Annotated in this window: 12 protein-coding genes and 1 pseudogene; 5 read left to right on the top strand and 8 right to left on the bottom strand. The window is 71.7% G+C overall.

Annotated features, from left to right (window positions below):
• Positions 1 to 10: 10 nt before the first annotated feature.
• From JIW86_RS26885 to JIW86_RS26870, 4 genes and pseudogenes are all read right to left on the bottom strand, one after another.
• Positions 11 to 787, bottom strand: coding sequence for a sulfite exporter TauE/SafE family protein (locus JIW86_RS26885; RefSeq protein WP_257556437.1), 777 nt, complete (start codon positions 785 to 787; stop codon positions 11 to 13).
• A gap of 36 nt (positions 788 to 823) precedes the next feature.
• Positions 824 to 1,060, bottom strand: coding sequence for a hypothetical protein (locus JIW86_RS26880; RefSeq protein WP_257556435.1), 237 nt, complete (start codon positions 1,058 to 1,060; stop codon positions 824 to 826).
• 68 nt (positions 1,061 to 1,128) lie between these two features.
• Positions 1,129 to 1,491, bottom strand: a complete 363-nt coding sequence (locus JIW86_RS26875; protein WP_257556433.1) for a hypothetical protein — start codon at positions 1,489 to 1,491, stop codon at positions 1,129 to 1,131.
• A gap of 526 nt (positions 1,492 to 2,017) precedes the next feature.
• Positions 2,018 to 2,278, bottom strand: a pseudogene (locus tag JIW86_RS26870) (ferric reductase-like transmembrane domain-containing protein); the annotation flags it as partial.
• A gap of 330 nt (positions 2,279 to 2,608) precedes the next feature.
• Between JIW86_RS26870 and JIW86_RS26865 the strand changes: the two are divergent.
• The 3 genes from JIW86_RS26865 to nirD are packed head-to-tail and all read left to right on the top strand — an operon-like array spanning position 2,609 to position 6,703.
• A complete protein-coding gene (locus JIW86_RS26865) occupies positions 2,609 to 3,847 on the top strand; it encodes an NAD(P)/FAD-dependent oxidoreductase (RefSeq protein WP_257556431.1) in 1,239 nt (412 codons plus the stop codon).
• Position 3,848: 1 nt separating this feature from the next.
• Complete coding sequence (nirB, locus tag JIW86_RS26860) at positions 3,849 to 6,374, top strand: nitrite reductase large subunit NirB (RefSeq protein ID WP_257556429.1); 2,526 nt, start codon at positions 3,849 to 3,851, stop codon at positions 6,372 to 6,374.
• Complete coding sequence (nirD, locus tag JIW86_RS26855) at positions 6,371 to 6,703, top strand: nitrite reductase small subunit NirD (RefSeq protein WP_215141978.1); 333 nt, start codon at positions 6,371 to 6,373, stop codon at positions 6,701 to 6,703. The genes nirB and nirD overlap by 4 nt, the downstream gene beginning before the upstream one ends.
• 6 nt (positions 6,704 to 6,709) lie before the next feature.
• Here nirD and JIW86_RS26850 read toward each other — a convergent pair whose 3' ends face one another.
• Both JIW86_RS26850 and JIW86_RS26845 read right to left on the bottom strand, forming a co-directional pair.
• Positions 6,710 to 7,120, bottom strand: coding sequence for a VOC family protein (locus tag JIW86_RS26850; RefSeq protein WP_257556426.1), 411 nt, complete (start codon positions 7,118 to 7,120; stop codon positions 6,710 to 6,712).
• A gap of 134 nt (positions 7,121 to 7,254) precedes the next feature.
• Complete coding sequence (locus JIW86_RS26845) at positions 7,255 to 7,716, bottom strand: group III truncated hemoglobin (RefSeq protein WP_257556424.1); 462 nt, start codon at positions 7,714 to 7,716, stop codon at positions 7,255 to 7,257.
• A gap of 169 nt (positions 7,717 to 7,885) precedes the next feature.
• Between JIW86_RS26845 and JIW86_RS26840 the strand changes: the two genes are divergently transcribed.
• Entirely contained in the window at positions 7,886 to 8,047 is a 162-nt protein-coding gene (locus JIW86_RS26840) for a hypothetical protein (protein ID WP_257556422.1), read from the top strand.
• Between the two features lie 125 nt (positions 8,048 to 8,172).
• Positions 8,173 to 9,333 (top strand): PhoX family protein, encoded by a 1,161-nt coding sequence (locus tag JIW86_RS26835; RefSeq protein ID WP_257556420.1) that lies wholly within the window; start codon positions 8,173 to 8,175, stop codon positions 9,331 to 9,333.
• A gap of 48 nt (positions 9,334 to 9,381) precedes the next feature.
• Here JIW86_RS26835 and JIW86_RS26830 read toward each other — a convergent pair whose 3' ends face one another.
• Both JIW86_RS26830 and ppdK read right to left on the bottom strand, forming a co-directional pair.
• Entirely contained in the window at positions 9,382 to 10,422 is a 1,041-nt protein-coding gene (locus JIW86_RS26830) for an ArsR/SmtB family transcription factor (RefSeq protein ID WP_215141968.1), read from the bottom strand.
• A gap of 386 nt (positions 10,423 to 10,808) precedes the next feature.
• Entirely contained in the window at positions 10,809 to 13,517 is a 2,709-nt protein-coding gene (gene ppdK / locus JIW86_RS26825; protein WP_257556418.1) for a pyruvate, phosphate dikinase, read from the bottom strand.
• Positions 13,518 to 13,669: the final 152 nt, after the last annotated feature.

Here is a 13,669-nt window from a genome sequence, read left to right as displayed (position 1 = left end):
GCCGGTCCGGTCAGCCCCACTGCTCGAAGCCGAGCTTGATGACCAGCGCGCCCACCACCGTCAGCAGGACGCCGCGGACGAAGCCGCTGCCCTTCTTGAGGGCCATGCCGGCGCCGATCATGCCGCCGGCCAGGTTGAACACCGCCATCAGCGCGGCCAGCTGCCACAGCACCATGCCCTGGTACGCGAACATCGCGAGCGCCCCGGCGTTCGTGCAGACGTTGACGATCTTGGCGGTCGCGGAGGCGGTGACCAGGTCGAGGTGGAGCAGTGCGGTGAGCGCGAGCACCAGGAAGGTGCCGGTGCCCGGCCCGATGAGACCGTCGTAGAAGCCGATGCCGAGCCCGGCGAGGCCGATGGCGAGCAGCACCCGCTGCCGGCTGACGGGCGAGGCGCTCGGGGCGGTGCCGAAGGCGGGCCGGAACAGCACGAAGGCGGCGACCACCACCAGCACCACCATGATCAGCGGGCGGAGCGCGTCCTTGCTGATGCCACCGGCCAGCGCGGCGCCGCCCATCGAGCCGGCGAGCGCGGCGAGGCCGATGCGGACGGCGAGCTTCACGTCCACCGTGGTCTTGCGGAGGTAGGTCACGGCCGCGCCCGTGGTACCGACGATGGCGACGGCCTTGTTGGTGCCGAGGACGGTGGCCGGGTGGGCGTTCGGCAGACCGAGCAGCAGGGCGGGCAGGAGCAGCAGGCCGCCGCCGCCCACCACCGCGTCGATCCAGCCGGCCGCCGCGGCGGCCACGCACAGCACGATGATCATGGTCGTTGATATGTCAGGCACCACCTGACCCTATGGAGCTGTCGCGTGCAGGTGCCATCAATCTCCGGAAACTTGCGCAAAGGTTGAGCTTCGCCCGGCCGGTGCCCGGTCCGGGGCCACCGGCGCCGCCGGATCCACGGCCGCCGTCAGCACGCTGGCGGCCAGCACACTGGCCAGCCCCAGCCCGGCGGCGAGCACCGGGGGCCTACGCGGTTTGCGGTGGCGGGCCGCCCGGCCGGCGGAGGCAGTGGCCGGTACGGGCGCGGACAGGGCGATGTGCAGCGGACGACGCATGGAGCGGTGGCCCCTCTCGGAAGCTGAAGTCGGAGGCTGCGGTCAGTACCTGCAGTCGGAAGCCGGAGTCAGAAGCCGAAGCACTCGGAATGGATGCGTCCGGCCGGCACCCCGGCCCGCAGCAGCCCGGCCTGCGCCGCCCCGGACATCCCGGGCGGCCCGCACAGGTACACGTCGCGCTCGGCCAGGTCCGGCACCAGCGCGGCCAGCGCCTGCGGCGCGAGCGGTTCGTAGCCGGCGCCCGAGGGCCCGAGCAGGTAGTGCAGCCCGGCCTGCCGTTCCGCGGCGATGGCCTCCAGCTCGGCGCGCAGTACGAGCTGTTCCTCGGCCCCGGCCCGGTAGAGCAGGGTGATGTCCCCGGGGCCGCCGGGCAGCGTCTCGAACAGGGCCCGCATCGGCGTGATCCCGACCCCGCCCGCGATCAGCAGCACCTTGGGCCGTGTCCGCCGGGCGGCGGTGAGCGCCCCGAACGGCCCGGTGGCCGGGACCCGCGTGCGGGGCCGCAGCCGGCGGATCCGGCGGGAGTGGCCGCCGAGCCCCTTTACGGTGATGCGCAGGGTGTTCCCGCGGACCGGCGCGGACAGCGAGAACGGCAGCGCGGTGTGCCACAGCCGCCGCTGGTGGGGGCACCTCCCAGCGGTAGCTGGGGGAGAACCGCCAGCACAGGAACTGGCCCGGCTCCGCGCGCAGTTCCGCGAGGTGCTCCCCGTACATGACGACGGAGACCACCCCCGGCCCCTCGGCCCTGACCTCCGCGACCCGCAGCGCGTGCCGCATTGCCTGCCGTACGGGGACGACGGCCCGGTACCACAGGAGAAGGACGGCCACCACGGTGTGGGCGAGCGCCCAGAACCAGGCGGCGAGGGCGAGATCGGGCCCGGCGAGCTGATGCCCGAAGGCGAGGGCGGCGGCGAGGTAGACGAGCAGGTGCACCCCGCGCCAGGTTTCGTGCGACACCCGGCGGCGTACCGCCCGGGCGGAGGTCACACCGACCGCGGCCAGGAGGACGGTCCCGGCCGCGGCGGCGGCGAGCGCGGGGTAGCCGAGCAGCTCCCGGGCGGCGGAGAGCACGTCGACCCCCTCGTGCACGGCGTATCCGAGCAGGGCGAAGAGCCCGTGCCCGAAGCAGAGGAGCAGTACGTGACGGCCGCCGAGCGCGTGCCAGCGGGCGAGCCGGTCGGCGCCGACCCCGTGCTCGACGGCGGGCACCCGGGCCATCAGGAACAGCAGCACCAGTACCCCGTACCCGGCGAACAGGCCGGTCAGGTGCGCGGCGGTGGCGAACAGCGCGTCGGGCCGGGCCGAGGGCCGTACCTGCACCGCCAGAGCAGGGCCACCACCCCCGCCCCGCCCAGCATCCCGCCCCTGACCAGCACCGCCACATCTCGCAAACGGATCACGCTAAGGCCCGGCGGACGGGTTTGATGATCCTTAAGGCGGCCTTTGAGGGAGGCCTCACTGACGCTTAACCCGTGCGCTGAGGCCGGTGTTCCGTCCGGGTAACAACGGCGATGCGGCGGGGAAACAGCGGACCCGCACGCTCGGGGCATGACCTCGGAACAGCGTGTGGTGGTGATCGGCGGCGGCCTCGCGGGCCTGCGGCTCGCTGCGCGGCTGACCGGCGGTGCGGCGGTGACCGTCCTCGGCGAGGAGCCGCACGTTCCGTACAACCGGGTGCTGCTCGCCGAGGTCCTGGCGGGCCGGTACGCGCCGGAGGTGGCCGCCCTCCCGGCGGTCGGTCCGGCGCTGCGACGGGGGGTCCGTGCCGTCCGCATCGACCGCGCCGACCGGACGGTCCACTGCGACGACGGCGCGGCGTTGGCATACGACACGCTGGTGCTGGCCACCGGGTCCAACCCGGTGCTGCCGCCGCTGCGCGGGCTGTTCGAGCCCGAGGGGCGGGAACTCCCCGACGGGGTCCACGCGTTCCGCACGATGGACGACTGCCTGGCGCTCTCGGCGGCCGTCCGTCCGGGCGTGCGGGCGGTGGTGATCGGCGGGGGCCTGCTGGGCGTCTCGGCGGCCAGGGCGCTGGCCGCGCGGGGTGCGCAGGTGGTCCTGGCCCAGCAGGCCGCGCGCCTGATGGAACGGCAGCTGGACGCCGAGGCGTCCGCTCTGCTGCACGCCCACCTCGAAGCCCTGGGCGTGGAGATCCACACGGAGTGCCGCGTCCGCGGCCTGACCACCTCGCCTGCGGCTCCGCGGACGACGGCGCAGCGCAGGGTCACCGGGGTCGAGCTCGCCGACGGCTATCGGCTCGACGCCGATCTCGTCGTGCTCGCCTGCGGTGTACGGCCCCGCACCGGGCTCGCCCAGGCCGCCGGGCTCGAGGTGCGCAAGGGCATCGTGGTCGACGACCGGCTGCGCTCCAGCGACCCCCGGATCCACGCCATCGGCGACTGCGCCGAGCACGCCGGCCAGGTGTACGGCCTGGCGGGAGCCGCGCTGGAGCAGGCCGACGTCCTCGCTGGCGTCCTGGCCGGCACGGACACCGCGTACACCGGCACCCGCGCCCTCACCCGGCTCACCCTCACCACCGCCGGAGGCAGCGGCCCCTTCGACCTCGCCTGCTTCGGCGAGACGACCCCCCGCCCCGGCGACGACGTGGTCCGCTTCGCCGACGCCACCCGGCGGACCTACCGCACGGTCGTCCTCCGCGACGACCGCCTGGTCGGCGGGGTCCTGCTCGGCGAACTCTCCACCGTGGGCGCCGTCGCCCGCACCTGGGAGGGCGACGAGGCACCCCACGACCTGTTCCACCTGCTCACCGACGACGGAGGCCACTGACATGACCGAGCCCCTGCCCGCGATCGTGCTCATCGGGCACGGCATGGTCGGCCAGCGCTACCTGGAGGCGCTCGCCGAGCGCGGTGCGACCCGGTCCCACCGGATCACCGTCCTCTGCGAGGAGCCCCGGCCCGCCTACGACCGCGTCCACCTGACCTCGTACTTCTCCGGCAGCACCGCCGAGGACCTGTCCATGACGCCGCCCGGTTTCATGGAGGAGCACGGCATCGGCCTCCACCTCGGCGACCCCGCCGAGGCCATCGATCGGGAGGCCCGTACCGTCACCTCCCGCTCCGGCCGCGTCTTCCCGTACGACGTCCTGGTCCTGGCCACCGGCAGCTTCCCCTTCGTGCCGCCCGTCCCCGGCAAGGACGCCCCCGGCTGCTTCGTCTACCGCACCATCGAGGACCTCCTCGCCATCGAGGAGTACGCGAAGGACCGCACCCGCGGCGCGGTGGTCGGCGGCGGCCTCCTCGGGCTCGAAGCCGCCGGCGCCCTCCAGGGGCTCGGACTCGCCACCCGGATCGTGGAGTTCGCCCCGCGCCTGATGCCCGTCCAGGTCGACGAGGGCGGCGGCGCCGCCCTGCTGCGCACCATCGAGTCCATGGGGCTGACCGTCCACACCGGTGTCGGCACCCAGGAGGTGCGGACCGGCGAGGACGGCCACGTCGACGGCATGCTGCTCTCCGACGGATCCGCCGTCGACACCGACCTCGTCGTCTTCTCCGCCGGTGTCCGCCCCCGCGACCAGCTGGCCCGCGACTCGGGACTGGACGTCGGCGAGCGCGGCGGCATCGCGGTGGACTCCCGCTGCCGCACCTCCGACCCGCACGTCTACGCCATCGGCGAGTGCGCGCTGGCCTCCGACGGCCGCGTCTACGGCCTGGTCGCCCCCGGTTACGAGATGGCCGAGACGGCCGCCGACGATCTGCTGGGCCGGGAGAAGGAGTTCACCGGAGCCGATCTCTCCACCAAGCTCAAGCTGCTCGGCGTGGACGTGGCCTCCTTCGGTGACGCGCACGGCAGCGCCCCGGGCAGCCTCGACGTCGTCTGGTCCGACTCCCGCTCCGGCGTCTACAAGAAGCTGGTGGTCTCCCCGGACGGGGTCCTGCTCGGCGGGGTCCTGGTCGGCGACGCCGACTCGTACGGCCTGCTGCGCCCGCTCACCGGCAGCGTGCCGCCCGTCGCACCCGAGCAGCTGGTCCTGCCCGCCGGTCTCGGCGCGCCCGTCGCGCTCGGCCCGTCCTCGCTCCCCGACCACGCGGTGATCTGCTCCTGCCACAACGTCACCAAGAAGGCCATCACCGCCTACACCACCCTCCCCGAGGTGAAGAAGTGCACCAAGGCGGGCACCGGCTGCGGCGGTTGCCTCAAGGTGATCGGGCAGCTGCTGCCGGCCTCCGCCGACAAGGGGCTGTGCGGCTGCTTCCCCTTCACCCGTGCCGAGCTCTACGAGATCGTCCGCACCCTCCGCCTGACCTCGTACCAGCAGCTCCTCGACGGCCACGGCCGCCCCGAGGCCCGCGGCGGCGACGGCTGTGAGGTGTGCAAGCCCACCGTCGGCTCGATCATCGCCTCGCTCGCCCCGACCGTCGGCGCCAGCGGCTACGTCCTGGAGGGGGAGCAGGCCGCCCTCCAGGACACCAACGACCACTTCCTCGCGAACATGCAGCGCAACGGCTCCTACTCGGTCGTCCCCCGCATCCCCGGCGGTGAGATCACCCCCGACAAGCTGATCGTGATCGGCGAGGTGGCCCGCGACTTCGGCCTCTACACGAAGATCACCGGCGGCCAGCGGATCGACCTCTTCGGCGCGAGCGTGGACCAGCTCCCGCGGATCTGGGCCCGGCTCGTCGACGCCGGATTCGAGTCCGGGCACGCCTACGGGAAGGCCCTGCGGACAGTGAAGTCCTGCGTGGGGCAGACCTGGTGCCGCTACGGGGTGCAGGACAGCGTACGGATGGCCATCGACCTGGAGCTGCGCTACCGGGGACTGCGCGCCCCGCACAAGCTCAAGTCGGCGGTCTCCGGATGCACCCGCGAGTGCGCGGAGGCGCAGAGCAAGGACTTCGGGGTCATCGCGACGGCGAGCGGCTGGAACCTCTATGTGGGCGGCAACGGCGGGGCCACCCCGCGCCACGCCGACCTCCTCGCCCAGGACCTGTCGGACGCGGAACTGGTCCGGCTGATCGACCGGTTCCTGATGTTCTACATCCGCACCGCCGACCGGCTGGAGCGGACCTCGACCTGGCTGGAGCGGCTGGAGGGCGGCCTGGCCCATCTGCGGGACGTGGTCGTGCACGACTCGCTGGGGCTGTGCGCGGAGCTGGAGGCCCTGATGGCCGACCACGTGGCGCACTACCGCGACGAGTGGGCCGAGACGCTCCAGGACCCGGAGCGGCTGCGCCGGTTCGTGTCCTTCGTCAACGCGCCCGGCGCCCCCGACCCGACCGTGAAGTTCGTCCCCGAGCGCGACCAGGTCAAGCCCGACCTGGCCGTTCTGACCATAGGAGGAGCCGTCCGATGACCATCGAACTGCGGGTGGCCGAAGGCTGGCTGACGGTGTGCGAGCTGTCCGCGCTCGTCCCCGGGCGCGGGGTCGCGGCCCTGCTGCCCGACGGGAGCCAGGCCGCGGTGTTCGTCGACCGCGCGGGGCGCCCGTACGCCATCGGCAACCAGGACCCCTTCACGGGCGCTCAGGTGCTGTCGCGGGGGCTGCTGGGGAGCGCGGCGGGCAGGCCGTTCGTGGCCTCGCCGCTGCTGAAGCAGCGCTTCGACCTGGAGTCGGGGCGCTGCCTGGACGACGAGGAGGTGGCGGTCCGGACCTACCCGGTGCGGACCGCCGCGACCTCGTAGCCGGCATCAGCCCTGGATGGCGGCCGGGTCCATCCAGACGTACTCCCACACGTGGTGGTCCAGGTCCTCGAAGGCGCGGCCGTACATGAAGCCCATGTCGATGGCCGGTCGCGGCTCGATGGCGCCCGCCGCGAGAGCGCCGTCCACGATCTCGTCGACCTTGGCGCGGCTGTCGGCGCTCAGCGCGACCATCACCTCGGTGGTCTTCGCGGCGTCGGCGACCGGCTTGGTGGCGAACTGCTTGAACTTCTCCTCGGTCAGCAGCATCGCGAAGATGGTGTCGCTGATCACCAGGGAGGCGGCGGTCTCGTCGGAGAACTGCGGGTTGAAGGAGTAGCCGAGCTTCTCCCAGAAGGCCCTGGTGGCGTCCAGGTCCTTGACCGGCAGGTTGACGAAGATCATCTGGGGCTGGGACATCTCGGTCTCTCTTCTCTCACGCGGTGTTCGCTGCTTTCGAGAGGTAGACCGGGGGCCGCGAGAAAACTCATCGCTCCCCGCGAAGTTTTCCCGAGATTTCTTCCCGACCCTGCCCGGCAGTACGAAACCGCAGGTCAGGCCACCGAGCGCAGCTCCAGTGCGGCCAGCGGGACGAAGCCGAGGCCGTCCTCGCTCGCCATGGACGCCTCAGGGCCCGCGAGCCGCTTGTGCAGGGCCAGCGCGATCCGCTCGCCCTGCGCCTTGGCCCGCTCGGCGTTCGGCCCCCGGTGCAGGCCGTCGATGTTCGCGTGCCACAGCTGCACCCAGCGCCCGAAGTCGGCGGCGGTCAGTGCCCGCGCCGAGTTCAGGGCGGCGTGCGGGGCGAAGGCGTCGCGCCGGTACTCGGCGGTGCGGAAGAGGGCCCGCTCCCAGAAGTCGGTGATCCGGGGCAGGTGGGCCTCGAGGTCCGTGCCGGCGATCTCGGTGAAGAAGGGCCCGATCCCGCGATCGGCGAAGGCCGCCGTGTAGAAGCGGCGCAGCACGACGTCGAGGTCGGCGCGGCCCGAGATGTCGTCGGCGGCGGCGAAGTGGTTCATTGCTCCACCATCCTTCCCCACGACGGGCCTCCCCAGGGGAGAAAGTCCCGCGGTACGTCACATCGTGCCGGTGCGTGGTCCGCCCGGCCGGTCACGGTCGGTCACGAGCAGGAGCGCGGGATGCGCGGGCTCGGCCGGTCCGGCGACGGGTACCGGCGGGCGCACCGCGGTGGCCGATGCCGAGCGGGTCACGGACGCCTTGGCGGGCGCGGCGCCGCGCGAACGCCCGCTGCCGCACGCCGATTTCGACCTGCGCACGCACCGGCCGGGGAAATCGGCCACCTTCCGGAAAGGGTGCTTCGCCGCCCTGAAATCTCTGCCGCAGGATTGAACCTCGACCGGTCGCTCGGGCGTAATGAGGAATTGGCGCCACGTCAACTGGCGTCTCCTAGGTTCCTCGACGCGTGCGACCCCGCGTCCGACCGGCCGCGGGGCCTTCCTCCCACAGGAGTGACCGTGGAACGTCGTACCTTCCTGCGCGGCGCTGTAATCGGTTCGTCGGCCGCCGCCTTCGGCGGCACGTTGATGCACGGGGCCGCCTACGCGGCGCCCGCCCAGCCCGGCGCCGGGCCGTACGGAGCACTCGGAGCGGCGGACGCGAACGGCATCCAGCTGCCCGCCGGCTTCAGCAGCCGGGTGATCGCCCGCTCGAGCCAGACCGTCAGCGGCACCTCGTACACCTGGCACAGCGCCCCGGACGGCGGCGCGTGCTTCGCGGACGGCACGGGCTGGATCTACGTGTCGAACTCGGAGATCAACCCGTCCGGCGGCGCGAGCGCGGTCAAGTTCAACTCCTCCGGCACCATCACCGGCGCCTACCGGATCCTCTCCAACACCCGGCAGAACTGCGCGGGCGGCAAGACCCCGTGGAACACCTGGCTCTCCTGTGAGGAGGTCAGCCTCGGCTACGTCTACGAGACCGACCCGTACGGCGTGAACGCGGCCGTCCAGCGCCCGGCGATGGGCCGGTTCAAGCACGAGGCGGCCGCCGCCGACCCGGTCCGCCAGGTGATCTACCTGACGGAGGACGAGACGAGCGGCTGCTTCTACCGCTTCATCCCGACCACCTGGGGAAACCTTTCCTCGGGCACCCTCCAGGTCCTCAAGGCCGGTACGGCCACCTCCGGTTCCTTCACCTGGGCCAACGTCCCGGACCCGGACGGCTCCCCGACCACCACCCGCACCCAGGTCTCCGGCTCGAAGAAGTTCAACGGCGGCGAGGGCTGCCACTACGCCAACGACACGGTCTGGTTCACCACCAAGGGCGACAACCGCGTCTGGCAGCTCAACCTCGCCAACAGCACGTACGAGCTGGCGTACGACGACTCCCTCGTGCCCGGCGGCGCGGCCCCGCTGACGGGTGTCGACAACGTCACCGGGTCCTCCTACGGCGACCTGTACGTCGCCGAGGACGGCGGCAACATGGAGATCTGCGTGATCACCCCGGACGACGTGGTGGCGCCGTTCCTGCGGATCACCGGCCAGTCCTCCTCGGAGATCACCGGCCCGGCCTTCTCCCCGGCCGGCAACCGGCTCTACTTCTCCAGCCAGCGCGGTACGAGCGGCAGCTCGTCGGCGGGCATCACGTACGAGGTGACGGGCCCCTTCCGCACCTGAGCCCCACACCACCGCGGCCCCCGGCGCCCAGCCGGGGGCCGCACCGTTTCACGAGGCCACGGCGCCACCCTTGAGGAGGGCCGCGCCCAGCGGGGTCACCGTGTGCAGCACCGCGTTCCCGTGGCGGAGGGTGGTGACCAGGCCCGCCTCGCGCATCACGCAGGCGTGCTGGCTCGCCGAGGCCAGCGAGACCCCGGCCCGGCGGGCCAGTTCGCTGGTGGTGGCGCCGTCGCCGATGGCCCGCAGCACCACCGAGCGGGTGTGCCCCACCAGCTTGCCCAGCGTGCGCTGGCGCTGCTCCTCGACGTGGACGGTGCGCGCCGCCTCGCCCCCCGTGGGGGCCGAGGCCAGGTGCGAGGCGGCCGGATAGACCAGCACCGGCGGCAGCTCCGGATCGTGCAGGGTCACCGCGGTGCGCCGGCAGAAGAAGGACGGCTGGAGCAACAGCCCGCGTCCCCGCAGCCGTACGTCGCGGTCCACGGGGTAGTCGCACTCCAGCACCGGGGCCCGCCAGCGCAGCATCGGCGGCAGCGAGGCCAGCAGTTCGTCCGCGCCCCCGTCCAGCAGGGCCCGGCCGCGCGCGGCCCGCTCGGCCTCTATCTGGGCCTGTATGTGGGTCCAGTACGGCTCCACGGCCGCCCGGTGGTACCCGCGCAGCTCGCCCAGGAGCCTCGGCAGGTGCTTGGTGCCGCCGTCCATGAACTCCCGTAACCGCGGCGCCGGCGACGTGCCGGCAACCGCTCCGGCACCCGCGCCGGCTCCGGACCCGCCGCCGAGCAGCACGAGCTCGCGCCGCATCCGCTCGGGCCGGATCCCGCGCAGTGCGTCGAGCGCCACGTCCCACCCGTACTGCCCCTCCACGGGGGTCAGGAAATCGGGGAAATAGCCGCGTGCCGGTATGAGCATGCCGAGCATGCGTGTTTCACTATTCAACCGGCTCCGAGTTTCCGTGCGCCATTCACCGAACAACCGGGCATCACGCCGGTCCCTTAAACGGTGAAAGCTGAGAATCGTTTCCCACAACGCATCGGGACGCCCTGCCATCCGTACGCGTGCCAGGTCCACTCCAGTGAAATGGATACGCAGCACCGAACCCCCACCTGTGCAACCGCAATCCCCCCGCCCCATGAGTATGCATGCCGTCACACGTGGTCACCACGCCCTTTCGGCCACAGTTGAAACCCCTTTCGGCAGGGGCGTGACAACCGAAATCCTGTACTCCGCCGGGCACACTCCGATGCGACCGAAACGCTCCGTGAAGGCCGTGGGGGGCTTTGCGGGGCCTGGCGGTCGGTCGCACCGGGAAGCGCCGACGTGCCCGGCAGAATGACAGCGGCGGTGGACGGGTGGGGATCCGTCCACCGCCTGCTGGCGTAAAGATTTGTTGAACAGCAAAAAATAGGCGCGCCCGCCACCGGGCAGTCAGGGAACCCGGGGGCAGGCGCGGTCTATGGGGCCCTTCTCAGGGCCGGGGATCAGCGGCTGTCGCTGCCCTTCGCCTCGGCGGCCGCACGACCGGCCTCCAGGCGCGCCACCGGAATCCGGAAGGGCGAGCAGGAGACGTAGTCGAGGCCGACCTCGTGGAAGAAGTGGACGGACTCGGGGTCACCGCCGTGCTCGCCGCAGACACCGAGCTTGAGGTCGGGGCGGGCGGCCCGGCCGGCCTCGGCGGCGCTGCGGACCAGCGCGCCGACGCCGTCCTTGTCGATGGTCTCGAAGGGCGAGACCCCGAAGATGCCCTTCTCCAGGTACGCGGTGAAGAAGCTGGCCTCGACGTCGTCGCGGGAGAAGCCCCACACCGTCTGGGTCAGGTCGTTCGTACCGAAGGAGAAGAACTCCGCGGCCTCCGCGATCTGGCCGGCCGTCAGGGCGGCACGCGGCAGCTCGATCATCGTGCCGATGGTCAGCTTGAGGTTCGTGCCGGTGGCGGCCTCGACCTCGGCGATGATCGCGTCGGCCTCCTCGCGGACGATCTCCAGCTCCTGGACGGTGCCCACGAGCGGAACCATGATCTCGGCGCGCGGGTCGCCCTTGGCGTTCTTGCGCTCGGCGGCGGCCTCGGCGATGGCCCGCACCTGCATGGCGAACAGACCGGGGATGACCAGGCCCAGGCGGACACCGCGCAGACCCAGCATCGGGTTCTGCTCGTGCAGCTTGTGCACGGCCTGGAGCAGGCGCAGGTCGTTCTCGTTGGCGTCCTTGCGGGACTCGGCGAGGGCGACGCGCACCGACAGCTCGGTGATGTCGGGCAGGAACTCGTGCAGCGGCGGGTCGAGCAGGCGGACGGTGACGGGCAGGCCGTCCATCGCCTCGAACAGCTCGACGAAGTCCTTCTTCTGCAGCGGCAGGAGGGCACTGAGTGCCGACTCCCGCTCGCCGTCGGTGTCCGCGAGGATCAGGCGCTCGACCATCTCGCGGCGCTCGCCGAGGAACATGTGCTCGGTGCGGCACAGGCCGATGCCCTGGGCGCCGAAGCGGCGGGCGCGCAGCGCGTCCTCGGCGTTGTCGGCGTTGGCGCGCACGCGCAGGCGGCGGACCCGGTCCGCGTACGCCATGATCCGGTGCACGGCGGCGACCAGTTCGTCGGCGTCGTCGGCGCCGGCGTGCATCCGGCCCTCGAAGTACTCGACGACCGGGGACGGTACGACGGGTACCTCACCGAGGTAGACCTTGCCGGTGGAGCCGTCGATGGAGACGACGTCGCCCTCTTCGATGACCGTGTCGCCGACCGTCATGCGGCGGCGCTTGGTGTCGACGTCGAGCTCCTCGGCGCCGCAGACACAGGTCTTGCCCATGCCGCGGGCGACGACGGCCGCGTGCGAGGTCTTGCCGCCGCGCGAGGTCAGGATGCCCTCGGAGGCGATCATGCCGTCCAGGTCGTCCGGGTTGGTCTCGCGGCGGATCAGGATGACCTTCTCGCCGGAGCGGGACCACTTGACGGCCGTGTACGAGTCGAAGACGGCCTTGCCGACGGCCGCGCCCGGGGAGGCGGCGATGCCGCGGCCGAGCAGCTCGGTCTTCGCATCCTCGTCGAAGCGCGGGAACATCAGCTGGGCCAGCTGGTGGCCGGTGACGCGCTGGAGGGCCTCGGCCTCGTCGATCAGGCCCTGGTCCACGAGCTGGGTGGCGATGCGGAAGGCGGCGCCGGCGGTGCGCTTGCCGACGCGGGTCTGGAGCATCCACAGCTGGCCGCGCTCGATGGTGAACTCGATGTCGCAGAGATCCTTGTAGTGGTTCTCCAGCGTCGTCATGATCGTCATGAGCTGGTCGTACGAGGCCTTGTCGATGGCCTCCAGGTCCGCGAGCGGCACGGTGTTGCGGATGCCCGCGACCACGTCCTCGCCCTGGGCGTTCTGGAGGTAGTCGCCGTAGACGCCCGCGTGGCCGCTGGCGGGGTCGCGGGTGAAGGCGACGCCGGTGCCGGAGTCGGGGCCCAGGTTGCCGAAGACCATGGAGCAGATGTTGACCGCGGTGCCCAGGTCGCTCGGGATGCGCTCCTGGCGGCGGTAGAGCTTGGCGCGGCCGGTGTTCCACGAGTTGAAGACGGCCTCGACGGCGAGGTCCATCTGCTCGCGGGCGTCCTGCGGGAACTCGCGGCCGGCGTCCTTGGCCACGATCTTCTTGAAGACCTTGACCAGCTTCTTCAGGTCGGCGGCGTCGAGGTCGGTGTCGACGGTGACCTTCTTGGCGGCCTTGGCCTCGTCGAGGGCGTCCTCGAAGAGCTCGCCCTCGACGCCGAGGACGGTCTTGCCGAACATCTGGATGAGGCGGCGGTACGAGTCCCACGCGAAGCGCTCGTCACCGGCCTGGGAGGCAAGGCCGGTCACGGACTCGTCGGAGAGACCGATGTTGAGGACGGTGTCCATCATGCCGGGCATCGAGAACTTGGCGCCGGAGCGCACGGAGACCAGCAGCGGGTCGTCCGACTGGCCGAGCTTCTTGCCCATCTTCGTCTCGAGGGCGGCAAGGTGGGCGCTGACCTCGTCGCGCAGCTCGGCCGGGGCCGTGCCGCTCTCGAGGTAGACCTTGCAGGCCTCGGTGGTGATGGTGAAGCCGGGAGGGACCGGCAGACCCAGGTTGGTCATCTCGGCGAGGTTGGCTCCCTTGCCGCCGAGAAGGTCCTTGAGGTCGCGGTTGCCCTCGGTGAAGTCGTAGACGAACTTCTGATCTTTGTTTTCCGACACGGGTCTCGACTCCTCGAGGCTCGGTGGCTGCCCTGACGGCCAGGAACATACCCAGATCGAAGGCTTCTGGGTACGTCCACTTGGTCGTCATGCGGCTGTAACCACCCGTGCGCCACCAGATCGAAAGTAACTCATGGGTAATCAGAAGGTAC

This window comes from Streptomyces sp. NBC_00162 (assembly GCF_024611995.1).
Lineage (GTDB): Bacteria > Actinomycetota > Actinomycetes > Streptomycetales > Streptomycetaceae > Streptomyces.
The sequence above is the reverse complement of the archived record's forward strand: the minus strand, read 5'-3'. Positions and strand labels throughout refer to the sequence as shown.

What these genes read in the sequence shown, in the direction of transcription:
- JIW86_RS26880 (WP_257556435.1), bottom strand. Translation starts at nt 1,060, where the DNA reads ATGCGTCGTCCGCTGCACATCGCCCTGTCCGCGCCCGTACCGGCCACT.
- nirD (WP_215141978.1), top strand. Translation starts at nt 6,371, where the DNA reads ATGACCATCGAACTGCGGGTGGCCGAAGGCTGGCTGACGGTGTGCGAG.
- JIW86_RS26845 (WP_257556424.1), bottom strand. Translation starts at nt 7,716, where the DNA reads ATGAACCACTTCGCCGCCGCCGACGACATCTCGGGCCGCGCCGACCTC.
- JIW86_RS26865 (WP_257556431.1), top strand. Translation starts at nt 2,609, where the DNA reads ATGACCTCGGAACAGCGTGTGGTGGTGATCGGCGGCGGCCTCGCGGGC.
- nirB (WP_257556429.1), top strand. Translation starts at nt 3,849, where the DNA reads ATGACCGAGCCCCTGCCCGCGATCGTGCTCATCGGGCACGGCATGGTC.
- JIW86_RS26850 (WP_257556426.1), bottom strand. Translation starts at nt 7,120, where the DNA reads ATGTCCCAGCCCCAGATGATCTTCGTCAACCTGCCGGTCAAGGACCTG.